Annotated in this window: 24 protein-coding genes; 13 read left to right on the forward strand and 11 right to left on the reverse strand. The window is 66.8% G+C overall.

Annotated features, from left to right (window positions below):
- Positions 1-50: 50 nt before the first annotated feature.
- The 3 genes from F9K20_RS08245 to nagA are packed head-to-tail and all read left to right on the forward strand — an operon-like array spanning position 51 to position 3,177.
- Positions 51-956 carry a BadF/BadG/BcrA/BcrD ATPase family protein gene (locus F9K20_RS08245; RefSeq protein ID WP_290999793.1) on the forward strand — a complete coding sequence of 302 codons (906 nt, stop codon included), beginning with the start codon at positions 51-53 and terminating at the stop codon, positions 954-956.
- Between the two features lie 17 nt (positions 957-973).
- Positions 974-2,005 (forward strand): SIS domain-containing protein, encoded by a 1,032-nt coding sequence (locus tag F9K20_RS08250; RefSeq protein ID WP_290999796.1) that lies wholly within the window; start codon positions 974-976, stop codon positions 2,003-2,005.
- Positions 2,002-3,177, forward strand: a complete 1,176-nt coding sequence (gene nagA, locus F9K20_RS08255) for an N-acetylglucosamine-6-phosphate deacetylase (protein ID WP_290999800.1) — start codon at positions 2,002-2,004, stop codon at positions 3,175-3,177. Before F9K20_RS08250 ends, nagA begins: the two co-directional genes overlap by 4 nt.
- A gap of 15 nt (positions 3,178-3,192) precedes the next feature.
- On the opposite strand, the gene F9K20_RS08260 is transcribed toward nagA, so the two are convergent.
- Entirely contained in the window at positions 3,193-4,440 is a 1,248-nt protein-coding gene (locus tag F9K20_RS08260) for a DUF763 domain-containing protein (RefSeq protein WP_290999803.1), read from the reverse strand.
- A 203-nt stretch (positions 4,441-4,643) separates the two neighbouring features.
- Here F9K20_RS08260 and F9K20_RS08265 point away from each other — a divergent pair, with 203 nt between their 5' ends.
- Positions 4,644-4,949, forward strand: coding sequence for a polyhydroxyalkanoic acid system family protein (locus F9K20_RS08265; RefSeq protein ID WP_290999806.1), 306 nt, complete (start codon positions 4,644-4,646; stop codon positions 4,947-4,949).
- Positions 4,950-4,977: 28 nt separating this feature from the next.
- Here F9K20_RS08265 and F9K20_RS08270 read toward each other — a convergent pair whose 3' ends face one another.
- Both F9K20_RS08270 and F9K20_RS08275 read right to left on the reverse strand, forming a co-directional pair.
- Positions 4,978-6,003 (reverse strand): FecR domain-containing protein, encoded by a 1,026-nt coding sequence (locus F9K20_RS08270; RefSeq protein WP_290999809.1) that lies wholly within the window; start codon positions 6,001-6,003, stop codon positions 4,978-4,980.
- A gap of 162 nt (positions 6,004-6,165) precedes the next feature.
- Positions 6,166-6,732: a YceI family protein gene (locus tag F9K20_RS08275; protein WP_290999812.1), complete on the reverse strand. Its 567-nt coding sequence runs from the start codon at positions 6,730-6,732 to the stop codon at positions 6,166-6,168.
- A gap of 181 nt (positions 6,733-6,913) precedes the next feature.
- On the opposite strand from F9K20_RS08275, the gene F9K20_RS08280 reads away from it, so the two are divergent.
- Positions 6,914-7,243: a hypothetical protein gene (locus F9K20_RS08280; protein ID WP_290999815.1), complete on the forward strand. Its 330-nt coding sequence runs from the start codon at positions 6,914-6,916 to the stop codon at positions 7,241-7,243.
- Positions 7,244-7,287: 44 nt separating this feature from the next.
- Here the strand turns inward: F9K20_RS08280 and F9K20_RS08285 are convergent, their stop codons facing one another.
- Positions 7,288-8,538, reverse strand: a complete 1,251-nt coding sequence (locus tag F9K20_RS08285) for an APC family permease (protein ID WP_290999817.1) — start codon at positions 8,536-8,538, stop codon at positions 7,288-7,290.
- Between the two features lie 76 nt (positions 8,539-8,614).
- Between F9K20_RS08285 and F9K20_RS08290 the strand changes: the two genes are divergently transcribed.
- The 5 genes from F9K20_RS08290 (at position 8,615) to F9K20_RS08310 (ending at position 14,500) form a co-directional block, all read left to right on the forward strand.
- Positions 8,615-10,105 (forward strand): hypothetical protein, encoded by a 1,491-nt coding sequence (locus tag F9K20_RS08290; RefSeq protein ID WP_290999820.1) that lies wholly within the window; start codon positions 8,615-8,617, stop codon positions 10,103-10,105.
- 93 nt (positions 10,106-10,198) lie between these two features.
- Complete coding sequence (locus F9K20_RS08295; protein ID WP_290999822.1) at positions 10,199-10,648, forward strand: host attachment protein; 450 nt, start codon at positions 10,199-10,201, stop codon at positions 10,646-10,648.
- 139 nt (positions 10,649-10,787) lie between these two features.
- Entirely contained in the window at positions 10,788-11,144 is a 357-nt protein-coding gene (locus tag F9K20_RS08300; protein WP_290999824.1) for a DUF2946 domain-containing protein, read from the forward strand.
- Between the two features lie 126 nt (positions 11,145-11,270).
- Positions 11,271-13,484 carry a TonB-dependent receptor gene (locus F9K20_RS08305; RefSeq protein WP_290999825.1) on the forward strand — a complete coding sequence of 738 codons (2,214 nt, stop codon included), beginning with the start codon at positions 11,271-11,273 and terminating at the stop codon, positions 13,482-13,484.
- Between the two features lie 35 nt (positions 13,485-13,519).
- Positions 13,520-14,500 carry a DUF1775 domain-containing protein gene (locus F9K20_RS08310; protein ID WP_290999828.1) on the forward strand — a complete coding sequence of 327 codons (981 nt, stop codon included), beginning with the start codon at positions 13,520-13,522 and terminating at the stop codon, positions 14,498-14,500.
- A gap of 120 nt (positions 14,501-14,620) precedes the next feature.
- Here the strand turns inward: F9K20_RS08310 and F9K20_RS08315 are convergent, their stop codons facing one another.
- Positions 14,621-15,058, reverse strand: a complete 438-nt coding sequence (locus F9K20_RS08315; RefSeq protein WP_290999831.1) for a universal stress protein — start codon at positions 15,056-15,058, stop codon at positions 14,621-14,623.
- A gap of 160 nt (positions 15,059-15,218) precedes the next feature.
- Between F9K20_RS08315 and F9K20_RS08320 the strand changes: the two genes are divergently transcribed.
- Positions 15,219-16,208 carry an endonuclease/exonuclease/phosphatase family protein gene (locus F9K20_RS08320; RefSeq protein WP_290999834.1) on the forward strand — a complete coding sequence of 330 codons (990 nt, stop codon included), beginning with the start codon at positions 15,219-15,221 and terminating at the stop codon, positions 16,206-16,208.
- Positions 16,209-16,293: 85 nt separating this feature from the next.
- Entirely contained in the window at positions 16,294-17,154 is an 861-nt protein-coding gene (locus F9K20_RS08325; protein WP_290999837.1) for a DUF1194 domain-containing protein, read from the forward strand.
- Between the two features lie 6 nt (positions 17,155-17,160).
- Here the strand turns inward: F9K20_RS08325 and F9K20_RS08330 are convergent, their stop codons facing one another.
- The 6 genes from F9K20_RS08330 to F9K20_RS08355 form a co-directional block, all read right to left on the reverse strand.
- Positions 17,161-17,982 carry a pentapeptide repeat-containing protein gene (locus tag F9K20_RS08330; protein WP_290999840.1) on the reverse strand — a complete coding sequence of 274 codons (822 nt, stop codon included), beginning with the start codon at positions 17,980-17,982 and terminating at the stop codon, positions 17,161-17,163.
- Positions 17,983-17,998: 16 nt separating this feature from the next.
- Positions 17,999-18,199: a hypothetical protein gene (locus tag F9K20_RS08335; RefSeq protein ID WP_290999842.1), complete on the reverse strand. Its 201-nt coding sequence runs from the start codon at positions 18,197-18,199 to the stop codon at positions 17,999-18,001.
- A gap of 122 nt (positions 18,200-18,321) precedes the next feature.
- Positions 18,322-19,131: a formylmethanofuran dehydrogenase subunit C gene (locus F9K20_RS08340; protein WP_290999844.1), complete on the reverse strand. Its 810-nt coding sequence runs from the start codon at positions 19,129-19,131 to the stop codon at positions 18,322-18,324.
- On the reverse strand, positions 19,128-20,027 hold the full coding sequence (gene fhcD / locus F9K20_RS08345; protein WP_290999847.1) for a formylmethanofuran--tetrahydromethanopterin N-formyltransferase: 900 nt from the start codon (positions 20,025-20,027) through the stop codon (positions 19,128-19,130). The genes F9K20_RS08340 and fhcD overlap by 4 nt, the downstream gene beginning before the upstream one ends.
- Complete coding sequence (locus tag F9K20_RS08350) at positions 20,024-21,691, reverse strand: formylmethanofuran dehydrogenase subunit A (RefSeq protein ID WP_290999850.1); 1,668 nt, start codon at positions 21,689-21,691, stop codon at positions 20,024-20,026. The genes fhcD and F9K20_RS08350 overlap by 4 nt, the downstream gene beginning before the upstream one ends.
- Before the next feature lie 16 nt (positions 21,692-21,707).
- Entirely contained in the window at positions 21,708-23,090 is a 1,383-nt protein-coding gene (locus tag F9K20_RS08355) for a formylmethanofuran dehydrogenase (protein WP_290999853.1), read from the reverse strand.
- A 170-nt stretch (positions 23,091-23,260) separates the two neighbouring features.
- On the opposite strand from F9K20_RS08355, the gene F9K20_RS08360 reads away from it, so the two are divergent.
- Complete coding sequence (locus F9K20_RS08360; RefSeq protein ID WP_290999856.1) at positions 23,261-23,791, forward strand: SRPBCC family protein; 531 nt, start codon at positions 23,261-23,263, stop codon at positions 23,789-23,791.
- The last annotated feature ends 6 nt before the right edge of the window (positions 23,792-23,797 follow it).

Genomic DNA, 23,797 nt, shown 5'->3' on the forward strand with positions numbered 1-23,797 from the left:
TTATACTGGCGGCGGCCTACATAACGTAGATGTTCGGGAAGTTGCATCCAATGGGGAGAACGGCGTTACTTCTTGGTGTCGATGGCGGCGGAACCGGCTGCCGCGCACGCTTGGCCGACCTCAATGGGCAGGTTTGGGGCGAGGGAGCGGCGGGGCCCGCCAACATCCGTTTCGGCCTCAAGGAGAGCTTTGCCGCCGTCCTGCGGGCGACCGATGAGTGCCTGGAGCAGGCCGGATTGTCGCTCGCCGACACCGAAATCGTCGCCTGCCTCGCGCTCGCCGGCGCCAGCGAGCCGACCCACCTCGCCGCGGCGCGTGCATACAACTTGCCGTTCGCCCATACCATTCTGACGACGGATGCGCACGCCGCCTGCGTTGGCGCCCATGGCGGCCGCAACGGCGGCATCATCGTCATCGGCACCGGCAGCGTCGGCTGGGGTATCGTCGGCGGCCGCGAATATCGCGTCGGCGGCTGGGGCTTTCCCGTTTCCGACGAAGGAAGCGGAGCCTGGCTCGGCTGCGAGGCGGCACGCCGCGTCCTGTGGGCATACGACGGCCGCACGCCGTGGACCGGCTTGTTGAAGAGGGTGCTCGAGCGCTTCGACGGCGACCCGCATGCCATCGTGCGCTGGATGGGGCAGGCGCGGCCGCGCGACTTCGCTGTGCTGGCGCCACTCGTTCTGGAGTATGCTGCGCGTGACGACACAGCAGCGCGCGAGTTGCTCCGCGGTGCGGCGCACCACATCGATGTGATAGCGGAGCGACTGGCGACGCTGGGCGTGCCGCGGTTGGCGCTGGCAGGCGGCCTCGCATCGGGCATCGAGCCATGGCTCGCCGCCGCAACCCGCGAGCTGCTGGTGTCGCCGGAAGGAGATGCGCTGAGCGGCGCACTGCATTTGGCGCGCCTCGAGGCCGAAGCCATGGCACTGTCGCAGCCAGCCGCACGGCGTGGATGAAGGCGCCCGTTCCGACAATGAGTAACGCAAAGGCAAAGATGGCGCAGGAGCTGAGCGAAGCTCCGCTGGCCATCCACCGCCAGCAACAGATCTTAGCGCAGCCGCTGGCGGAGCTGGTCGCGCGGCTACGGAGTCGCCCGCCGCAAGTCGTGGTGACGTGCGCGCGTGGCAGCTCGGCGCACGCCGCGGCGTTCGCCAAACACCTCATCGAACGCTATGTCGGGCTTCCCGTCGCCCCGGCCGCTCCCAGTATCGCCAGCATTTATGGCGGCGCGCTGCAGCTCAAAGGCCAGCTCGTTCTCGCCATCTCGCAGTCGGGGCGCAGCGATGACCTTTTGGCGTTGACCGAGAGCGCGAAGCGAACGGGGGCCCTTTGCGTTGCCGTCACCAACGCGACCGACTCGCCACTGGCCGAAATGAGCGACATCGTGCTGCCGATCTGCGCCGGGCCGGAGCTGAGCGTCGCGGCGACGAAAACCTTCATTGCCACAGCCGGGGCTCTGGCGCGCCTCACGGCGCGGTGGGCCGAAAATACGGATCTCGACGCGGCGATCGGACGGTTGCCCGAACGGTTGACGGCCGCGGCCGCGCTCGACTGGAGTGCCGCCGTGCCGGCCCTGGCCGATGCGGCGAGCCTCGTGACCATCGGGCGTGGATCGACGCTGGCGATCGCGCGTGAGGCGGCACTGAAGCTGAAAGAGACGTGCAACCGCCACGCCGAAGCCTTCAGCGGCGCCGAATTCATGCACGGGCCGGTATCGCTGGTCGAAACGCGCTATCCGATCCTCATGTTCATGCCGACCGATGCGGCGGCGCCCGGCATGCGCCAGCTCGCCGGGGAACTCAGGCGCATGGGCACGGCGTTGTTCATCGCCGAGCCGGGTGAGGCCACGCCCTCTCGGCTGCCGGCGCTGTCGGCCGATCAGCCGGAGGCCGACGCCATTTGCCTCATCCAGAGCTTTTACGCCATGGCGGTGCAATTGGCGCAGCGGCTCGATATCGACGTTGATCGCCCCCGACATCTCAGCAAAGTCACCAGCACGCTATGAGCAGAACGCCTTATCACGCCGTCGTGGCACGTAACGTCTTCGACGGCGTCACCGTGCTGGACGATCATGCCGTCATCATCGAAGGCGCGCACATCGTCGATGTGGTGCCGCGCAACGACCTGCCCGCACCGGTGCCGGCGTATGCTCTGCCGGGCGGGGCTTGGCTGGCACCCGGATTCATCGACGTGCAGGTGAACGGCGGGGGCGATGTGCTGTTCAACGACACGCCGACGCCCGCCGGCGTCAACGCCATCGCTGCCGCGCATCGCCGCTACGGTACGACCGGTCTGCTGCCGACGCTGATCAGCGATACGCCCGAGAAGATGCGCGTTGCGATGGCGGCTGCGCAGTCGGCGGCCGGCGCCAACCCGAGCGTGCTCGGCATTCACTTCGAAGGGCCATTCCTGTCGCCCGAGAAGCCCGGCGTGCATAAGCCGGCGATGTTCCGCGATCCCGAGCCGCGCGACCTCGAGCTGCTGACGGGCTGGCCGGCGGGGACCGTGCTCGTCACGCTGGCGCCGGAGCGGGTCCCCGCCGAGTTCATTGCCTCGCTGGTGCAGGCGGGCGTGCGCGTATCGCTCGGCCATTCGATGGCGACGTACGCCGAGACGCAGGCAGCGCTCACCGCCGGACTCACCGGCTTCACGCATTTGTTCAACGCCATGCGTCCGCTCGCCAGCCGCGAGCCGGGTCCCATCGCCGCCGCGCTCGAGGCGCCCGCCGCGTGGTTCGGCATGATCGTCGACGGCGCGCACGTGGCGCCCGAGATGCTACGGCTGGCGCTGCGCGGGGCGGCGCATCCGATGCTGGTCACCGACGCCATGCCGCCGGTGGGCGGAGCCCGGTCGAGCTTCACCCTCTACGGGCAGGAGATCACGGTGCGCGATGGTCGCTGCACGCGGGCAGACGGCACGCTCGCCGGCGCCGCGATCGATATGGCGAGCTGCGTGCGCAATTCGGTGCGCGATTTGCACGTGCCGCTCACCTCGGCGCTGCGCTTTGCATCGACCGAGCCGGCAGAGTTCCTGGGGCTGGGTACGATGCTCGGCCGTCTGGCTCCCGGCTTCCGCGCCGACATGGTCGCCTTCGACCCATCCGACGTCCGGGTGCTAGGGACGTGGGTCGCCGGCGAGTCCGAGCACGACGTTGCGCCCGAGCGTGTGCGCGCCTAAGTACGCGCAGGAGGTTCAGGCAGACCCCCTCTTGCGCTTCACCGCGATATCCCTCTCCCAGCCGAACACCGAGCGCCCGTCGAGCGCCGGCGAGGCATCGCGCTCTCCGGCGATGAAGGCGTCGAGCGACGGTCCGGTGGCGGTACGCTCGAGTCGCCGCGCCTGAGCATCGAGGCGCTTTAGCGCCTGCATCTGCTCGTCGCGCCCAAGCCTGGCGTTCTCGACCGCCGTCTTGAGCACGCGGATGGTCTCGTCATACACCTTGATCGGCACCGGGTACGGGTGCCGGTCCTTGCCGCCGTGCGCCAGCGAGAAGCGCGCGGGGTCTTGGAAGCGGTACGGTGCGCCGTGCACGACCTCGGCCACCATGGCGAGCGAGGCCACCGTGCGCGCCCCGACGCCGGGGGTGAGCAGCAGCTCGGGGAAGTCTACGGGGCCACGCTCGGCAGCCGCGGCGAGGGTGCCGTGCAAGCGGCGGGTAAAGACGTCGGAAGTGCGTACGTCATGGTGCGCCGGCATGATGAGATGCGGCAGCGCTGGCTGCGCAGATTGAGGCTGCGTCAGTGCGGCAAACTCGCCGACGACGCGGTCGGGGCCGAAGGTCGCCAGCAGATCGAGCTGCGCCGAACGCGATGGCGCGGCGCGCTTGTCGGTCAGGTTGACGATGTTGCCCTGGCTCGGCCCGTCGATGGCGCTATGCGGAGCGTCGCAGAAGTCGCGCACGTCCCCCGAATGCCAGTGATAGCGGCGTGCCTGGCGCGCATTGCCGTTCATGCCCTGCTGCACCACCGTCCAGCGGCCGTCGTCGGTGACGAAGAAGCCGTGCAGGTAGAGGTCGAAACCGTCCTGCACGGCGGCGCTGTCGACCTTGGCGACGAGGCGGCTGGCGCGCGTCAGCGCCGGGGCGTCGAGGCCAACGCGGTAGCCCAATGCAGTCAGCTCATCGGGCGTCTTACGCGAGTGCTTGCCGCGCCCGCCGCACACGTAGATGCCGAGCTCGCCCGCGCGTGGGGCAAGGCCGCGCTTCAGAGCGCCGATGACGCTGGTGGTGATGCCGGACGAATGCCAGTCCATGCCCATGACGGCGCCGAACGACTGGAACCAGAAGGGGTGCGCCAGCCGGCGCAGGAGCTCGTCGCGCCCGTAATGCTGAACAATCGCTTCCACGACGATGGCGCCGAGCGCCGCCATGCGCGCTGACAGCCATGCCGGCACGCGTCCGCCATGCAGGGGTAGGTCGGCGCTGCCGGTGCGTCGGGCCATAGGTCACCTTCGACTCATCAGTGTAGCAGAAGGGCCGCCGCCTCCGGACGTGAGGCCGAGGCCCGGCCACCGAGCGGCGGCCACGCGCAAGCGCCGCGCGCGCTAGGGCGACCGCCACGCTGCCCTATAGCGATTGATGCAAACAGGCGGCGCGAAGTCTCGTATATTGGCTTCAAGTCTCGTGAAGGCGATGTAGGTGAGGCATGGCGGCTCCGCTGGTGGTATCGATCCCGCACACGCTCGGGCGCGCGGAAGCGTTGCGGCGTTTGAAATCCGGGCTCGATGGCCTGCCCCAATCTGCGCTGCTGACGCTCGAGCAGCAGCCGTGGGTCGACAACCGCCTGCCGTTCATCGTCCGCGCCTTCGGCCAGTCGGTGCCGGGCTCGCTCGAGGTGCAGGATGACGCCGTGCGGCTCGAGGTGGTGCTGCCGGCGCTGCTGCAAAAATTGTGGGAGCCGCTGAAAAAGGTGCTGCTCGGCCGCGCCAGACTGCTGCTCGAAAAGAAGTAGCGATCGGGCGCCGAACAACGTCAGCGCGTCAGCGGATCTGTCCGCCGTAGCTGCTGCCTCCACCCGTGGGGGCGCCGCCCGTGTGACCGCCGCCCGGTCGGTAGCCGCCGCCGATGCCGATACCGCCGCGGATGATGATGTCCACGGCGCGCGCGCCGCCGCCATAGTCGTCGTCATCTTCGTACTTCGGCTTGCGCTTCACGGTCTTGCGCGGCGGTTCGTAGTCGTCGTTCGAAGCCTGGCGCTTCTTCTTCTTTTTCGGCTTGTCGCCGTCATCGGCCTTCCGCGTCTTGGGCTTGCCGGAGTTGGCGCACGCCTTCGGCTCGGCGTCGGGGAACGCGGCCTCGATGACGCCAGTACGGGTCGTTGTCGGCAGCGGCTCGATTTGCGGCGTGTTGGCGACGAACGGGAACGCAACGTCGAAGTCGGCGGCCTCTCTCCCCTCCATATCCTTCCAATTCAGCGGCTTGCTCACGGTTCCCTCGCGGGAGATCTGAATGAGCTGGCCAGGGCGATCGAGCACGTGGCAGACATTCTTCTCAGAGGTCACCTCGATGCCGCCGTCGTGCAGCAGCAGCCAGGCGCTGTTGTCGGGCAGCACATAGGCGTCGAAGATGGTGCCGCGCACGGTGATCGAGGCGTTGGGTGTGCGGATGAGATACGTCGGCTTAGTGGCGACACCAGTGATGAAGCGAAACGCGCCCTTGGTGAGATCGAGGACGATCGATCCGGCTTTCTTGTCGCTGTCATAGACGAACTTGTCGAGCACCATGCGCGCTCCGGGGCCGAGGGCCAGTTTGGTGTCATCGTTGAGGCGGAACTCGCCACGGCCGTCGTCGCTGACCTCGATGACCTCATCCTGGCGCACGATGTCGCCGATCGTTAGCTCGCGCTCCTCCTTGTCGAAGTCGGCCTTGACGATGCTGACGATGGTGCGCGCATCGCCGATCTCGGCGCCGGAGCCCGCGCGCGCGGAACCTTGCGGCAACATGCAGAGAGCTGCCAGCGCCGATGTGGCGATCATCTGCGTTACGAGCAGCCGCGGCGCAGCCATGACAGTCTCCACAAATTGACGCTCGCGCATGCTAGCTCAGCACGCGGATCACTCCAAATAAGAGTGTTCAGGCTTAATCTTAGCCCTAGAAGTTGACGAGGTTGTGGAGCCGCATTGGCGAGCAGGCTCACTGGCCCGCAAAGCGGCGGCTGGCTCCCCCCGCTAGCGCGCAGGTACGAGGGTGGCGCGGATTTCGATCTGCACGATCTCGCCGACCAGGAAAGCATAAGCGGTCATGTTGAAGTCGCCGCGGCGGATGCGCGTCGTGGCGCGGAACTGGCGCGTGCCGTCGGCAGCGGGCGGCTGCAGCGCTATCTGCAACACGATGGGCCGCGTGACGCCCTTAACCGTCATGTCGCCGCTCATCCGGTAGGCGGCCGGGCTGTTCGTTTCTACGCTCCGACTCTTGAAGCGCATTTGCGGATAGGCGGCGACGGCGAAGAAGTCCTTCCCGCGCAACTCGCCCTCGGCGATAGCCGTATTGGCCGTGAGCGTGCGCGTGTCGATGACCACCTCTGCCGTCGATTGCTCGATGGCGGCGTCGTCGATCTCGGCAACGCCGCTTACGCCCGTGAAGCGGCCCTGCCCGGTTGACAACGGCATGCTGTAGGAGAAGCGGACCTCGGCGCGCGTGGTATCGAAAACGTAGGGAGCCGGTTGGCTTTGTCCGGCGCCGGCCAGCATGCAAAGGACGAATGCTGCGGCTAAAGCGCGGGCGGAGGCGAGCATGCAATTTCCCCTCGGCAGGCAAGAAAAGCGGCGTATGGCACTCGAATAGTATATCGCGGAGAATATGGCGTGGCGCGCGCGACACAGGACTGCAGTAAATGCGGGGCGGGTCTTCCGCGGCCATGTACGTGCCCCATATTGACGGCAAAATCCCGCCGTCGATTTGCCGGAGGACCGACCTATGCGATCTGTGCCGACCCTCGCTGCTGTGCTGGCGTTCTTCATGCTGGTCCCGCCGGCGCTGGCGTTCGACGTGCAGAATGGCGGCGGCGGTCAGGCGGGCGGTTCCGCCAGCTTGGCGCCGGATGCATCCTCCGTTCCCGGCGTCAGCCTCGACACCGACCTGCGTGCGCAGCTCGGGCTGGCTGAGGATAAGGCGGCTGCCACCTCGAAGTCGGGTCTGCAGTTCGGCGGCGGAGTATTCACCGGGTCCGGCAGCGCCGTGAACTCGACGTCGATGAGCTACGACGAGCGGCCCTGGGTCGCACCGCGTACGCGCCCAGGCCACTGACCCTCATCAGACGATGACTCTTTAGCGCCCGTGCCGCGCGTGCCCTAAAGGCGCAGCGCGAGCTCAGTTGCCAGCAGCGCCAGGCTCGTTCCCAAGCCGAGCACCGGTACCCAGACGGGCGCGACGAAGGCGCCCGCTGGTGCTGCCACGCCGTCGATCTTGAGCTTCAGCAGCGCGGCGTTGACGAAGGCAAATACAATGAGCGTCAGCCGCGAGCTCGTCTCGGCGAGACCCTCGATGGGGAAGGCGAGGGCGAGCACGAGCACGGTGGCGACGACAATGCCGGTTGCCGCCAAGGGCGTGCGCGTACGCGCGCTGATGCGCGCCAGCGGAGCTGGCAGTAGGTTCTGCGCCGCCATGCCGTAGATGACGCGCGAGCCCATGACCATGAACACGACCACACCGTTGACTGTGGCGGCGATGGCGATGGCCGTGATGATGGCAGGCGAGGCACCGGTGACCCGCTCGTAAACGAGGCTTAATGGCGCTGCGGTCTGCGCCAGCTCCTCGCGCGGCACCGTGACGAGTGCGACCCACACGATGAGCACGTAAAGCAGCGTCACCAGTCCCAGGGTGAGGAAGATCGCCAGCGGCAGCGTGCGCGAGGGCTGCTTCACCTCCTCGGCGATGTTGGCGAGCCCCTCGAATCCCGTGAAGGCGAAGAAGGCCAGGAGGACGGCGCTGAAGACGCCGGTCCACGCCGCAGCCCCGCCAAGTCCGCTCCAGGTTTCGGGCAGGCGCTGGAAGAGGTCGGGCGTATAGGCGGCGCCGATCCCGATGATGATCACGAGGCCGCCGACCTCGATCAGCGTCATGACGCCGGCGAACGAGACGGACTGCCAGATCCCCCACGCGGTCAGGGCGCCGAGCGTCAAAACCACGCCGGCGACGATCACACCGAAGGGCAGGTCGAGGAATACGGCTATGTAGCCGGCACTGCCACGGCTGACCGTTGCCGCAGAAATGATGGCGGTGGCGATGACGATGAGGCCGACGAGGCGCGCAAGCAGGGCCGATTTCAGCCCGGCACGCACATAGGTTGCCTCTCCGGCGCTCATTGGCATGCGCGAGGATAGCTCGGCGAAGGACGCTGCCGATGGGGCCATGACGAGGGCGGCGAGCAGGAAGGCGAGGGGAGCATGCACGCCAGCGCGTGCCACGGCGGGGGCGATGAGTACGTAGATGCCCGCCCCGATCGTCACCCCTAGACCGTAGAGGACGCTCAGCCACAGCCCGAGCGAGCGCTGCAGCCCGACCTCGCCTTGGCGCGCTGCCTCGCGTATATCCTCGCTCACAGTCCGTCCCCCCTGGCTTGTTCGTTCGCCGTGCTGGGCGACTATAGCGCGCCGAAAGATTCCGGGAGGGAGCACGATGGCGGCAACGGAGGTTTGGAGCGGCGACTACCTCTGGCGGCAGCTCGAGGCGGCGCTGCTCAATCCCATTCGCGCCTTCCGGCCGCGCTACCTGCCGCTGTTGATGGTCTATTTCGCCTACGGCGCGCTGGGTCTCATCGCCGTCGCGGAGAGCTTCTGGATCAAGAAGGCGCTCACGTTGAGCCCGGTACAGCTGGCCGAGCTGGCTGTCTGGACCACGCTGCCGTGGACGGTGAAGATGGTATTCGGCGAGCTGGTCGACAGCGTGCCGATCCTCGGCTCGCAGCGCCGCGTGTATGTGTTCCTAGGCGCGGCGTTCATCGCCGCCGGCATGCTGCTGCTCGCCGGGGCGGCGGGCGGCTGGCTGACCTTCGCCAGCCCCGAGAACCTCTACCGGCTGGGCGCCTTCGTCAGCGTGCTCGGCGTCGTCATCCAGGACGTCGTCGCCGATGCCATGAGCACCGAGGTCGTCGACCGCGAGAATCCGGACGGCACGCCGCGCGCCAAGGCGGAGGTCGACCGCGAACTCGGCATGGTGCAGGTGCTGGGGCGCCTGGCCCTGTCGCTCGGCATCTTCTGCGTCGCCGGCCTCGCCGGCTGGATCGCCAGCATCTACACCTACGAGACCGTCTTTCTTGCCGGGCTGATCATCCCGCTCATCTCGGTGAGCGGCGCGGCGCTGATCAAACTGCGCCCAGTGGAGCGGCGCTCGATCGACTGGCGCATCCTTGGCGGCGGCATCGCCTTCGGCATCTTTGTCCTGGTCGTTGCGCTGGCAGGAGTGCCCTACAATCAGGAAATCGTTTTCATCGTGTCGATGGCAGTGGTGTGCGCCATGCTGTGGCGCATCGTCGGCCAGCTCGACGCCGAGACGCAGCGCACCATCTTCTTCGCGGCCCTGATCATCTTTATCTACCGTGCCATGCCGCTCGCCGGGCAGGGCTACACCTGGTTCGTCATCGACGTGCTCGGCTTCGACGAAGCGTTTCAGGGCGTGCTCGCGCAGATCGGTGCTGCGCTGGCGCTCGCCGGCATGTGGCTGTTCTCGGATGCGATCACGCGGCGCCCCGTGGCGCAGGTGCTGTTGTGGCTGACGGTGATCACGACGGTGCTGTCGCTGCCGGCTTTCGGGCTGACGCTCGGGCTCGCCGATTGGACCCAGGAGACGTTCGGCTTCGGCGCGCGTACCATCGCCATCATCGACACGGCGACGACGTCGCCGTTTGCCCAGCTCAGCATGATCCCGCTGCTGACGCTGATCGCCATCTACGCCCCCGCCGGTCATCGCGCCACGTGGTTCGCGCTGATGGCCTCGCTGATGAATTTGGCGCTCGTCGCCGGCCAACTGCAGACCAAGTATTTGAACGAAATCTTCGTCGTCAGCCGCGGCCAATACGAGAACCTGCCGTATATCGTCGGGGCCAGTCTCATCATCGGCTTCATCGTGCCGTTGGCGGCAATTTTCGCCTTTGGGCGCCGGCTGCAATAAGTTGATGCGCGTCAATGTCGGGTCAAGGTTTGCCCCCGACACTCGCCTCCCTACATACGCAAGCATAGGCAACATAAGAGCGAGGCGATGCCCATGAAGCCGACGACCACCTGGATCCTGATCGCCGACGGCGCGCATGCACGCCTGTTTGCCAACCGCGGACCGGGCAAGGGCATTGAGGCTGTGCAGGGCGGCGTGATCGAGGGCGATCACCGCTCCGACAGCGAGCTGGTGCGTGGCAGCTTGGGGCGCACGTTCGAATCCGCCGGCGACATGCGCCATGCCATTGCGCCACGCACCGATCCGCACCGCGAGCTAAAGCGCGATTTCGCCGGGCAGCTGGCCGACATGCTCGATCAGCGGCTGGCCGAGAAGGCGTATGACCGTCTGGTTCTCGTGGCGCCGCCAAAAGCGCTGGGTGACCTCAGGGCGGCCCTCTCCGAGCAGGTGAAGCCGCACGTTTATGCCGAGCTCGACAAGGACCTCGTCAAAACCCCAACGGCAGAGCTGCCGCAGCACCTCGGCGCCGTCCTCGCCGTTTAGCCCCTGCACCTTCCTTTGCCGCTTTTCCCCTCCCCCTGCGGGGAGCGGGAAAGCCTGCGCCGTGTCCGAACTGGCTGTGGCCGCGTGACGCTTGAGCGCCGGCCTGAACACGATTACGCTTTGCGCCATGGTGTGGGGAGTGAAGCGTACGCATCGCAGGACGGCGGCAGCCTTGGCGCTGCTCGGCGTGGCGTTCTATGCACTGCTGCTCCCCTGGCACCTCACGTCTCAGTTCTCCACGCAGCTCTATCGGGCCGAGGTCGGCGTGTTCGCCGATGCACTATGCTCGCCCGACGGCGCCAATCCGGCCATGCCGGCGACGAGCTGCCCGATCTGCAAGGGCTTAGCTGCGTTCCAGCTCGCCCTCGCCGCGCCGGACGCATGCCCGCTTCCGGTGATGTCGCACGCGACACCCGTCCTTGCCCTCGCGCAGGACGACGTTGCGGGCGTAGCGCTTCCCACGCCGCGCAGTCGCGGTCCACCCCTCCCAGCCTGAGCGTAACCGCCGCGATCCGCCCGGCCGCTTTGGGTCGCGCTCGCGTGTGATGTCGCTCGCAACGCTTGCGTAACCGCATGCCGCGCGCCGCGCTGCGTGCAGAAGAGCGTCTGGGAGTTTGCGTGCATGTATCGGAGTATGGGGCGGCTGCTCGCTTGCGTGGCGGCCATGGGCTTGATGGCTGCATCGGGCGCGCATCGCGCCGCGGCGCAGTCGAAGGACGCGGCGGTTCCGCTGCCGCCGGTAGTCGTCGAGCAGAGCGCCCCGTCGGCGCCGGCGAAGCCGAGCAAGAAGAAGAGCGCCAAGAAGGCGGCACAGCCAGCGACGATTGGTGCCGCGCCTGCGGCGCCGGTGACAACGAGTTCCGCACCAGCCGGCGTTGCCGCCGCGCGCTCGGGCAGCCTTACGGTTCCCAATACGGCCGAAGCACGCGCCGAGCTGGAGCAGACGCCGGGCGGCGTCGAGCTGGTGCCGGGAAGCGCCTACCAGGGCTCGACCCCCGCGGCGACCATCAAGGACGCGCTCGACTACGTGCCCGGCGTGTTCGTGCAGCCGAAGTGGGGCGACGACACGCGCCTGTCGATCCGCGGCTCCGGCCTGTCGCGCAACTTTCACCTGCGCGGCCTGCAGCTCTACATGGACGGCATCCCGATCAACACGGCGGACGGCTTCGGCGACTTCCAGGAGATCGACCCCACCGCTTACCGCTACATCGAGGTCTACAAGGGCGCCAATGCGCTGCGCTTCGGCGCCAACTCGCTCGGCGGCGCCATCAACTTCGTGATGCCGACGGGGTATGACGCGGATGCGTTCGGTGCGCGCCTCGACGTCGGCAGCTTCGGCTTCCACAAGCTGGCGGCGAGCTCGGGTGGCGTCGCCGGGCCGGCCGATTATTTCATCACCGGCACCTGGCAGGAAGCGGATGGATTCCGCGACCACAGCTGGGGCGAGAGCGTGCGCGGAGCGATGAACGTCGGCTATCGGCTGTCGGAGGATGCCGAGACCCGCTTCTACCTCAACGCCAATTGGGTGCGCCAGCGCATTCCCGGTGCGGTGAGAAAGTCGGTGGCGCTCGCCGACCCGGAGACGGCGGCGGCGATCAATGTCGCCAACGACTACCAGCGCAACATTGACACCGTCCGCTTCGCCAACAAGACGGCGGTCCGCCTGGCGCCGGGAACGCTGCTCGAAGTGGGCGCCTTCGGCGTCGACCGGCACCTCATGCATCCGATTTTTCGCTGGTTGGATTACAGGTACGACGACTACGGCGGCTTTGCGCGTCTCAACAACGAGCAGCGGATCGCCGGGCACCGCAATCGCCTGATCGTCGGCGCCAACGTGCACAACGGCACGGTCGATGCGAAACAGTACGCCAACAGTGCGAATGCGCAGAGGGGCGCGCTACTGTCGGCGGTCGAGGACGACTCGAGCAACGTCTCGCTTTACGCCGAGAACTCGTTCTACTTCCTGCGCGATGTGGCGCTGGTGGCGGGCACGCAGTACCTGCATGCGACGCGGGAGCAGGCGGTGAACTACACCAGCGTCGGCGATGTGAACGGCAAGAGCGAATTCGATCTGTGGAGCCCGAAGGTTGGACTGTTGTGGGACGTCGATCCGACCTGGCAGGTGTTCGCCAACGTCTCGCGCAGCGCGGAGATCCCGAGCTTCGGCGAGAACACCGCCGGGACGCCGTTCAACGCGCGCGCGCAGCGGGCAGCGACCTACGAGATCGGCACGCGCGGTGCGCGCCCGAACTACACCTGGGATGTATCGCTGTATCGCGCCGAGATCGACGACGAGCTGCAGTGCATCACCGTCGTCTTCAGCACGTGCTCGGTGACCAACGCCGACAGCACCGTGCACCAGGGGATCGAGGCGGGCCTCGGCGCGGCGCTGCTGCAGTCGCTGTTCGCCGCCGGACGCACGCCCGACAAGCTGTGGCTCAATGCGGCCTATACCTTCAGCGACTTCCACTTCGACGACGATGCGCTGTGGGGCGACAACGAGCTTCCCGGAGCCCCGCGGCATTTCATCCGCACCGAGCTCCTGTACAAGCACCCGTCGGGCGTCTACGCCGGCCCCAACATCGAGTGGGCGCCGCAGGCATACTTCGTTGACAATGCCAACACGTTGAAGACGGCGGCGTATGCCATCTGGGGTATGAAGCTCGGCTTCGATGACGGTGGCCCGATCACCGCCTACATCGAAGGCCGCAACCTGTCCGATGAAGCCTATATCGCCTCGGCCAGCATCGCCGGCGATCTCAAGGGCGTGGACACTGCGGTATTCGAGCCGGGCAATGGCCGCGCCGTCTATGCCGGCGTGCAAGTTCATTGGTGATTATGATGAGAAGAGCAAAGCTTGGGAGACTTGAAATGCTCGTTGATCTGCGCGGCGCTATCGGCGCACTTCTCTGCCTCATTGGGGCCAGCACCCAGTCCAGCGCGCACGTGTCGCTGGAGGGGAAGCAGGCCAAGGTCGGCGCCGGCTACAAGGCGGTGTTCGGCGTGCCACACGGCTGCGAGGGCTCGCCGACCACCGAGGTGCGCATCGACATCCCCGAAGGCGTCATCGCAGTGAAGCCGATGCCGAAACCCGGGTGGACGCTGGCGCTTGAGAAGGGTGCGTACGCGCGCAGCTACGCCTTCTACCACGGCGAGAGCAAGCGCGAGGGCGTGCGCCAAGTGACGTGGAGCGGTGGGGAGCTGCCCGACGAGTATTTCGATCAGTTCGTGCTGTCGACATTCATCGCTGCCGAGCTGACCCCAGGGGCTAAGCTCTCGTTTCCGGTGACGCAGAAGTGCGCCAACGGCGTGCTGCGCTGGAACGAGGCGGCGGCTGAAGGGCAGGACGCGCACGGCCTCGAGCACCCGGCGCCGCAGCTCCTGCTCGTGGCCGGCGAGGGTCAGCACGATCATCATGCGGGCCATGCCGCCGCTCAGTCGGCCAGCGCCATTGGCGTCGGCGGGGCGTGGACGCGTCCGGTGGCGAACGCGGGAGGGGTTGGCGCCGGATATGGGAAGATCACCAACGCCGGGGCCGAGCCGGACGTGCTGCTCGGCGGCTCCTCCGATGCGGCCGAGCGCGTCGAGGTGCACGAGACGACGATCAGCGAGGACGGCGTCGCCAGCATGAAGAAGCTCGATGCCGTGGAGATCGCGCCTGGCAAGAGCATCGAACTCAAGCCCGGCGGCATGCACCTCATGCTCATCGGGCTCAAGCAGCCGCTCAAGGAGGGTGATACTTTGAAGGCCAAGCTCAACTTCAAGAGGGCGGGAGCCGTCGATGTCGAGTTTGCCGTGACGGCCGCCGGCCCCGGCGCTAGCAGCGGGCATGAGCGCATGCACCACCACTAGCGGGCAGTCACTCGACCCCCCTCGACGCCATCCCGGCGAAGGCGGGAGGAGGTTGAGGGGGGAGATGGGCGTGCCCGCTCCCTAGCCTCATCCGCGCAGGCCGGGATGACTGACAGTGTCCTACCGGCAAATAAGGAGGGGAACGGTGCTGTGGGCGAGCACGCGCGTCGCCTGGCTGCCGAGTATGAATTTGGCGATGCCGCGGCGTCCATGCGAAGCCATGACGATCAGGTCGCAGCCGCGCGCCTTCGCCTCCTCGACGATACCCTCGGCGGCATACTGATCCTTGACGTGCACCGCATCGCACGTGACGCCGAGGCGGGCTGCCGTCTGCTGTACGGCCCCGAGCACCTTCTCGGCGTTGGCAGCGGCAGCCTTCTCGTACTCCTCGACCGGAAAAGCGACGGCCCACTCTCCGGACACCGCGGCGGTCCAGGGCTCCGTCACCGTGACGGCAGTGACCTTCGATTTCAGCGTCTTGGCCAGCGCTAGGCCCTGCTCGACGGCGCGCTGGGCGAGGTCGGACCCGTCGGTGGCGATCAGAATGTGCTCATACATTTGATGAATTCCTTGCGCGCATGGCCTGCCAAGCCCGCTCATCATGGACACAATCTCTTAACCGATCGCGACCTGTCTGTGCATCTTCTCATCTGGAAAGCAAGCGGCCTTGATGCGAGTCAAATGACAGGCAAGGTGCGCGCGTGATAGGCCACGCGGCATGCGGCTTGCGACCTTCAATTTGGAAAGCCTCGACGACAGTGCCAAGGCGCGCGTCGATTTTGCGGCGCGCGCCGCCGTGTTGCGGCCGGCGCTCGAGCGCCTCGACGCCGATCTCGTGTGCCTGCAGGAGGTGAACGCCCAGCATGTGCCGGGCGCGCGCGAGCGGCAGCTGCATGCGCTCGACCGCCTGCTCGAGGGCACGCCGTACGCAGCCTACCACCGCGCTGTGAGCAGCGGCCCGGGCGGCCGCGCGCTCGCCGACGTGCACAATCTCGTCACACTGTCGCGGTTTCCCATCGCAGCGCAGCGCGAGGTGCATCATGCATTCGTCGCCCCGCCTTTGCATGCGGCCATCGGACCAGAAATGGGAAGCGCGCCGGCGCCGGTAACCTTCGATCGGCCGCTGCTGCTCACGCACATAGAGTTGGACAGCGGTGCGACCCTGGCGCTCATAAACGTGCACCTGCGTGCCCCGCTGGCGAGCCCCGTCGCCGGGCAGAAGCGTGGACCCTTCGCCTGGCGGACGGTCGGCGGTTGGGCCGAAGGGTTCTATCTTTCGGCGCTGAAACGCGAGGCACAGGCGCTGGAGCTGCGCCTGCTCATCGAGGAGGTGCTGGAGCGCGATGCGGCCGCGCTCATTGCCGTCGCGGGAGACTTCAATGCCGAGGATTGGAGCGCCACGCTGCGCCTCGCCGTGGCCGCCGAGGAGGATTTGGGAGCGAGCGAGCTCGCCACGCGCTCGCTCATCGTGCTCGACCGGGCCCTGCCCGCTGATCGTCGCTGGAGCGTGCTGCACCACGGCCGGCCGCAAATGCTCGACCACATCCTGGCCAGCCGCGTCCTATATGGCCATTTCCGCGGCATCGAAGTGCACAACGAAGGATTGGGCGATGAGGCGCTGGGCTACGGAAAGGCGCTGCACTCGGCCGCCTCCTATCACGCCCCGGTGGTCGCCACATTCGATTTTGGAAGTGCCGCACCGCGCTAGAACGTTGCCACAATATCGCTCGCTCTTGCCCAATTGCCCGGGAGGCTTCACAACTTAAGGTCAAGAAGAAAGGACCACGAGCGGCATGCGGCACAGCGAGGGGCGCGATCGGGCGGCGCTAGTTTGGCGACAGGGCACGGTGCGGGCAATCTTGACGGCCTTGGCGAGCCTTATCGGCGCCGTGGCAGCGGTGACCGCTGCGTTCGCGGTCAGCAGCGAAGAAGTCGATACGGCGCTGGTCGTCGCCATCGACGTGTCGAACTCGGTCGACGACCAGCGCTACAAGCTGCAGATGGAAGGGATCGCGCAGGCGCTCGAGGACCCGGGCGTCATCCAGGCTGTCGTCGGCGGCGCCAAAGGCGGCATCCTGTTTTCGCTCGTCACCTGGTCCGACCAGGCGAAGGTCAACCTGCCGTGGACGCACATCGCCAGCGAGGCCGACGCTAAGGCAGCGGCGCAAAAGGTGCGCACGCTGCCACGCCAGGGCGGCGAGTTCACCTGCATGTCGCGCATGATGCGCATCGTATCCGACAAGATCGTGCCGCAGATTCCGGCCAAGGCGGCGAAGGTGGTGCTCGATATCTCCGGCGACGGGCGCGACAACTGCAACAGCGAGGAGCCGATCGAGCAGGTGCGCGACGAGCTCGTGCAGTACGGAGTGACGGTGAACGGGCTTCCGATTCTCGCCGGCGAGGGACCGGAGGTGGTAACGCCGGGCGCCGCGCCGGCGCAGTCCTACCTGCCCGCCAAGCAGAAGGTCGACCCGCTGGAGCAATGGTTCCGCGACAGCGTCAAGGGTGGACCGGGATCGTTCGTGCTGCCGGCCAACGGTTATGCCGACTTCGGGCGCGCGATCCGGCAGAAGTTCGTGCTCGAGGTGAGCGAGCGCGGCAGCCTCGTGCGCCGCGCTTTTGCCGCCGCGCGGCCGCGGTTCTTCACGCCCTAGCTGCGGCTACTCGACGTAGGCGCGGTCGAGGTTTTTCACGCCGTCCAAGTTGCGCGCCTTGTCCTTACCCCTGAGCGACAGCAGGCGCGCGGAGTTGACGTCGGCGCCGTTGAAGTTGGCGTCCGCTACATTAGCCCCGGTCAGGTCGGCACCCGCCAGCTCGCTGCCCATCAGGTTGGCGCCGCTCAAGTCGGCGTCGCGCAGGGAGGCGTACTCCATGAGAACGCGGGCAAGGTTGGCGTCTTTGAAGGATGCGCCCTCGAGCTTGCTCGAGCGGAACACGCCGCGCATCAGCCCCATCGACTGGTTCTTCATGTCGGCCGACAGGTCGGCACCGGCAAAGTTGGCGCCCTTCAAGTCGGCGCGCGAGAAGTCGGCGGCGATGCGCGCTCCGGCGAAATCGGCACCCGGCATCTTGGCGTCCATGAGCTGAGTGGAGAACAGGCTGGCGCCCTTCAGGTTCGCCTTGGTGAAGTCCGACTTCAGCGCCCAAGCCTGATCGAGCACGACGCCCTCGAGGTTGGCGCCGGCAAAATTGGCGCCGTTGATGCGGGCCGATTGCAGCTTCAGGCGGCGCAAGTCGAGACCCGACAGGTCGAGGCCGTTGAGACGGCGACCGGAAAAGTCGGCGGTGCCATCGGCGCCTGCCGCGGCGATCGCCGCTAGCACGTCGTCGCGCGTCACGTCGGCCTTGGTAAACTCGTCGGATTTGAGATCGAGATGGTCGACCATGTCGGCATGCACAGCCGCGGGCGATGCAAGCCAAGCAATGGCGGCAATCAGCGCTGCCGCCGCTGCGTAGCGTCTGCAGGGGGAAAACGTGGGCATGGCACCCTCTTGTTGCTTATAGGTCTTGCGAGTCCGCGGAGGCGCAGCGCCAGCTCTTGATCATCCAGTTCGGGTGCTGCTCCGCCCACTTCGGCAAGTGCGGCTGCGCCTCGAACATGCAGCGCTTGGCATCGACTTCGACCGCGAGCGGGACCCGGTAGTCCTTACACACGCTCGGGTTGCCGACGAGGCAGGCCGAAATGACGATGGCGATCATGCAAGTGCTCCTCGACCCGGATCCGCAAAGGCGGAACGCTCCGCCCTGACGGATATACGGAGAGGGGCGGCCATCCGTTACGGGCAGCCGTTCAATTGGTCGTTAGAGCCTTGCGCAACCGCTCAGGCGGTGAGGAGGATCTCGCCCTTGCCGACGGTCGCCAGGTCGCCGGCGTACTTGCGTACCGTCCCCGACAGCGGGCGCGGCGCCAGGGCGCCGAGGGCGGCGGTCATGTAGCGCGACAGGACGCGCAAGATGACGAGATCGTGCATGCCGGCGTCGGCGAAGGTCGGGAGCATCTGCTCTACCGAAGGACCAATGAGCGTGCCGCGGCGCAGTAGCAGGCCAGGGTCGGCTCCGAAGCCAAGCTCGCTCCAGATCGTGCCGCCCACCATGCGCGAGCCGGCGAAGGCCCCGCACTTGCCGCGAACATAAATGGTGCCGCGGCGCATGCGGTCGCCGGCGCGGTCCCCGGCATGCCCCTCGATGACGATGAGGCCGCCGCTCATGCCGAACTTGTCGCCCGGGCTGAGGCCGCCAGCCTGGGCGCCGGCTGAACCCTTGACGAAGATCTCACCGCCGCTGATGCCGGAGCCGAGCAGCGCACCGGCGTCGCCGCGGATGTCGAGACGACCGCCGCGCATGTTGCGCCCGGCGCCAACGCCGACGTCACCCTCGACGATCACGGTGCCATGATCGAGCTCGGCGCCGACGAAGTCGAGATGCGCGGAGCCGCTCTCGATCTTGACCGTGTCGCCCGGTTTTCCAGAGACAGCAAACACATCGCCGACGCTGAGCCCGCTTCTGGTAGAACCGATGTTGAGCTTCAGCACCTCGGCGAGCGGGATCGAAGACAAGCGTCGCGGCGTGAGCTGCGAGAGATCGAGCCGCTCGTGGGGAACCGAGGTGAGGCGGAAGGTGAGACCGCTCATGGCAGCAGCTCCCGGAGCTTATAATGATGTTGACCGAGCTTGCCGCCGTAGTTGCCGGCGCTGACGCGCGTGACACCCTTGACGGCACCGTTGTCGATGATGGATTTCAGGGCGGCGCGCATAGCGTCGGCGACGGCCTTTGAGCTCAAGCCGTCGATGACGATCTCGAGCACGGCGACCGTGTCGGGACCGACCTCGCTCTTCACGCGGCCGCGCAAGGTCGGGCAGAAGGCATCATTGGTCGACGCGATCATGCCTTTGTACTTGGAGCCGACCTTGGAGCCGGATCGCACGATGCCGCCGGGAAACGGCGTGATGACGTCCGGCACGTCGCCGATGGCATCGACGGCGCCTTCGGCAACTTGCAGCAGGCCAGCCCGGTCGTTGCCGAGGATCAAGACGTTGCCGCCACCGACGGCGTCGGTGACGACGCCGGTCGTCTCCTCGATGACGAACTCACCGTCCATCACCGGCACGCGCCAGTATCGCTTCTTGCCAAGGCGCTTGGCAGTCTGGAAGCCGTCGCCGAAAAAGCGCGGTCCTTGCCCGAGGCCGATCCGCTTGTCGGATTCGACGCCCGCATAGCAGGCCGAGCCGGGGCTGGTCAGCACGCACTGGCCGACGCGGTTCTTCAATTGCGGAACCAGCGCCTCGGGAGAGAAGCCGAACAGCAGGACGCGCACGCCGGGGCGACCGTCCGGAGTCTCCTCCGGCCTCAGCTCCCGGTCGATGCCGACCTCGGCGCCGCAGCCGATAACCGAGGTGCCGAAGCCGCTCATGGTCACTGCGGCCTGCCGTGCCCAACGCATGGTATCGGCGGTGATTGTCACACCGGTCGCACTCATGCCGAAGGCCTCGGCGAACGTGTCGTCGATGGCTATTCCGTTGACCTTCATGACGACGTCCTGGCCTTCGTCGGTTGCACGATGATCTCACCGCGGCCGCCGTCGATGATCTCCTCATCGCTCAAGCGGAAGTTCTCCATGCGCACCGTGAGGTAGCGGTCGAAGTAGTCCTTCAGCGGCTTCTCGACGGAGCGGTTGTACTCGGGGCGGGCAACGTGCGTGGCACCATTGACGACCTTCACCACCTTGCCGTCGCGCACGATGAGCTCGCCGTTCTTGAACACGAGCTCGGGTGTCGTGAACATCTTCTCGCGGTCGGCATCGTCCTTGTAGACGGTGATGTCGGCCTTTGCGCCGGGGCCGATATGCCCGAGGTCCTTCAGGCCGAGGCTGCGCGCCGGGCCGGCACGCGTCATGATGGCGATCTCGTACATCGAGTACTCGCGCTCGAGCATCGGCAGCGTCGAGTACTTGAGCGCATCCTGATTGACGCGCTGCATGGTCTCCTTGCGGAAGCCGCGGTCCATGAGCAGGCGGATCAGATGCGGATAGGTGTAGAAGGGCGCACCGTTGGGATGGTCCGTGGTGAGGAAGATCCGCCACGGATCCTCGCATAGGAGGAACGTCTCGAGCCCGATCGCCCACTGCAGCGCGTGCACGTAGCTCTTGTCGCGGTACCGGAAGGGGACGACGCCGCAGCCGGCATCGCACTCGATGTCCATCACCACCCAACGCTTGGGGTCGGCGTTCTTGGCGCCGTTGTACTGGCGCATGCTGTCGCCCGACGCCGTGCAGGTGGCGCCGAACATGACCTGCCCGACGTCGATGGAGATGTGCGGATACTTCTTCAACAGGTCGGCGATCTGCACCGCGCCCGAGGAGAAGTGCCGGTCGCCCTCGGTGGCATAGCTGTGGAACTGGATGTGCGTCAGGTGGATGGGCAGGCCGTCGGACGCGCGGATCGTGGCGAGCGTTGTCTCAACGTTGCCGGGAATGCCGAGGTTGCAGCCATGAATGTGCAAGGGATGCGTTACGCCGAGCTCCAAGAGCCCGCGAGCCAGCGTCAGGATGATGTCGCGCGGCGTGATGCCGTAATAGACGTGCTTCTCATCGAGATCGAGCTTGCGCTGATTGAACTTGAAGGCGCTGATGCCGCCCGGGTTCACTACCTTCACCGCGATTGCCTGCGCGGCGTGCATGGTCCAGGCGATGTAGTCCTTGATCAGCTCGAAGTCGGCTTTGCCGGAGATGAGGCGCAGCATGAAGTCGTCGCTGCCCAGCATCACGAAGGCGCCTTTGTCGAGCAGGGGCGTGTCCGCCATCTCCATGTGCGCCTGACGCGCGTTGGCGGGCAGCATGGCAGGCTCGAATGCGGCGGTGTAGCCCATCTCCGCGTAGCGGTAGCCGGTGACCATGGTGGAGGGCGTGGCGTGGCCGGTGCCGGCGCGCGTCAGCGCCGTATGGGCGACCTCGTCCTTAAAGTGATCCTCGGGCAGCAGCGTGCGGGCGATCGTGACCTTGCCGCCGCCGATATGCGTATGCGGGTCGATGGCGCCGGCCATGACCACGCGCCCCCTGACGTCGTACTCCTTGTCGATCTTAGCGTCGGGCGCGGCGGCGACGATGCGGCCGTCGGCGACATAGATGTCGCGTACCTCGCCATTGATGTTGTTGGCGGGGTCGTAGACCTTGCCACCGGTCAGCTTGATCATCATTGCGCGGGGCTCACGTTCACAGGGCGGCTTCTATGGCGGCCAGGACGTCGGCCGCGCGCGGCAATTGCGAGCGGCCGAGGTTCTTCAAGGGCAGAGACACGACGTTGTCGCAACGGACCATCTGGCCCGCATGGTCGATGCCCGGCGTGCCGACGGGAATAAAGACGCTTGGCGGCTGGGCGAGGCGCACGCCGGGCGTGCCGAGCACGATGGTCGGCAGCTTGGTCTGCGGCAGCCCGATGTCGGTCCCGATGGAGGCAACCCAGAGAAGCAGATCGCCCTCTCCGTCGGTGAGCATGCGGCTGATGTTGTAGCGGTAGGAGTCGTACTCGGGTGTGCCGTTGGCGAAGCTGACGCGCAATGGAAAGCCGGTCTGCCAGGTGCAGGTCGACGCGGCCGTTGGCGCGCCCTCGTTACCGCCGAGGGAGAGCCCGGCAAAGCGCGTGTGCACGTTCAGCTCGCGTACGATCTCCGTCATCAGGTGCACAGTGAGATCGGCCTGCGGCATGCTCAGCGCCGGTGGGGCCCAGACCATGACGCCGTACTTGGCCTTCTTGCACCTCTCGGCGACCGCCTCGATGTCGGCGAACTTGACGCCGGCGATCTCGTGCACGGGCGTCGCCGCCGCGCTCTTGCTGCCCGGCAGGAGAGCGGAGAGCAGGCCGCCGCGTTTGGCGGGGGGCGCGGCCGAGGCCTCGGGCGGCGGAATGGGGTGGCCGCGCACCCGTGCCGAGATAGCGGCGAGCACGTCGGGGATGCGGTCCTTGGCGACGGGGAGGGTGATCACCTCCTCGATGCGCGGGCCGGTAGCGGCCGAAGTATCGAGCCCTTCGCCGATGAAGATCACAGTGCGTTTTCTGGCAAGATCCTCGAACATGGTGTGCGGGTTGGTGACGACGCGATCGAAGAAGCGTCCGTGCAGCTTGTGCACGTCGGTGCCGACAACGAGGATGAGGTCGGCGCGGTTGCGCGTCTCGGTGAGCGTGGACATGATCCAGCCGCTCGTCTGCACCACGCGGAAATTGCGGTACTGGCCCTCGCTCAGCGCGTGATCGACGACACCGCAGGTGCGATCGGCGATCGCCATGACGGCGCGGGCGCCGGCGACATCGCTGGCCATGCCGCCGTAGAGCGGCAGCTTCGCCGCACGGATGAGGCCGGCGGCGGCGCGCACTGCCTCCTCGAGGCTGACCTCCTTTTCGCCGACCAGAGGTTTGGCCGGGGGCAGGGGGCGCTGGAACCCGGCGGCGGCGCGCGGGCAGCCATTGCTGACCTTCAGTGTCGATCCGGTACGGGTAACCTGAAGGTCGTCGCACAGCAGTCCGCAGAAGGGACAGGTGACGTTGTCGTAAGTATGGGAAGCGTCACCCGGACGATCGCCCTCGGCGTGTGCAGTCATACAGTGGAGTCTCCTTCGCGCGGGCCGCAAGTAAGCACGGACGCCACCGCAAAACAACAGCGGTGCCAATGCGGCGGTTTGCCGGGGCGGGTGCCGATTGCGGAGCCGTTTACGCGCCACTATGGTCGCAGCCGAGGGGCGCTAAAAAACCGATACTCGGAGGAAATCGCATGGTGAGAGCTGCTGCGCTGGGGCTGGCTGCGCTGGCCCTGTTCCCGACTCTTGCACTGGCCCACGGTCCGACGCGTCAGAAGGTGACGGAAACAGTCGAGATCAATGCGCCGGCCGACAAGGTCTGGGCCGTCGTCGGCAACTTCCAGGACATGAGCTGGCACCCGGCCGTCGCCAAGCTCGCGGGCAACGGCGGCAACGACGCCAATGCAACCCGGACGCTGACGCTGACTTCGGGCGGCACCATCGACGAGAAGCTCATCCAGAGCGATCCGGACAAGAAGCTCTATAAGTACGAGATTGCCAAGGTCGATCCCAAGGTGCTCCCGGTGAACAACTACTCCTCGACCCTCAGCGTGAAGGGCGAAGGCGACAAGTCGACCGTCGAGTGGAAGGGCGCCTTCTACCGCGGCTTCATGAACAACGATCCGCCACCGGAGCTCTCCGACGAGGCGGCCGTGAAGGCAGTCAAGGGCGTCTATCGCGGCGGCCTCGATGCCTTGAAGCAGAAGGTCGAAGCGGGCGGTTGACGCTTC

It is taken from the genome of Hyphomicrobium sp. (genome assembly GCF_009026145.1).
In the GTDB taxonomy this organism is placed as follows: domain Bacteria; phylum Pseudomonadota; class Alphaproteobacteria; order Rhizobiales; family Hyphomicrobiaceae; genus Hyphomicrobium_A.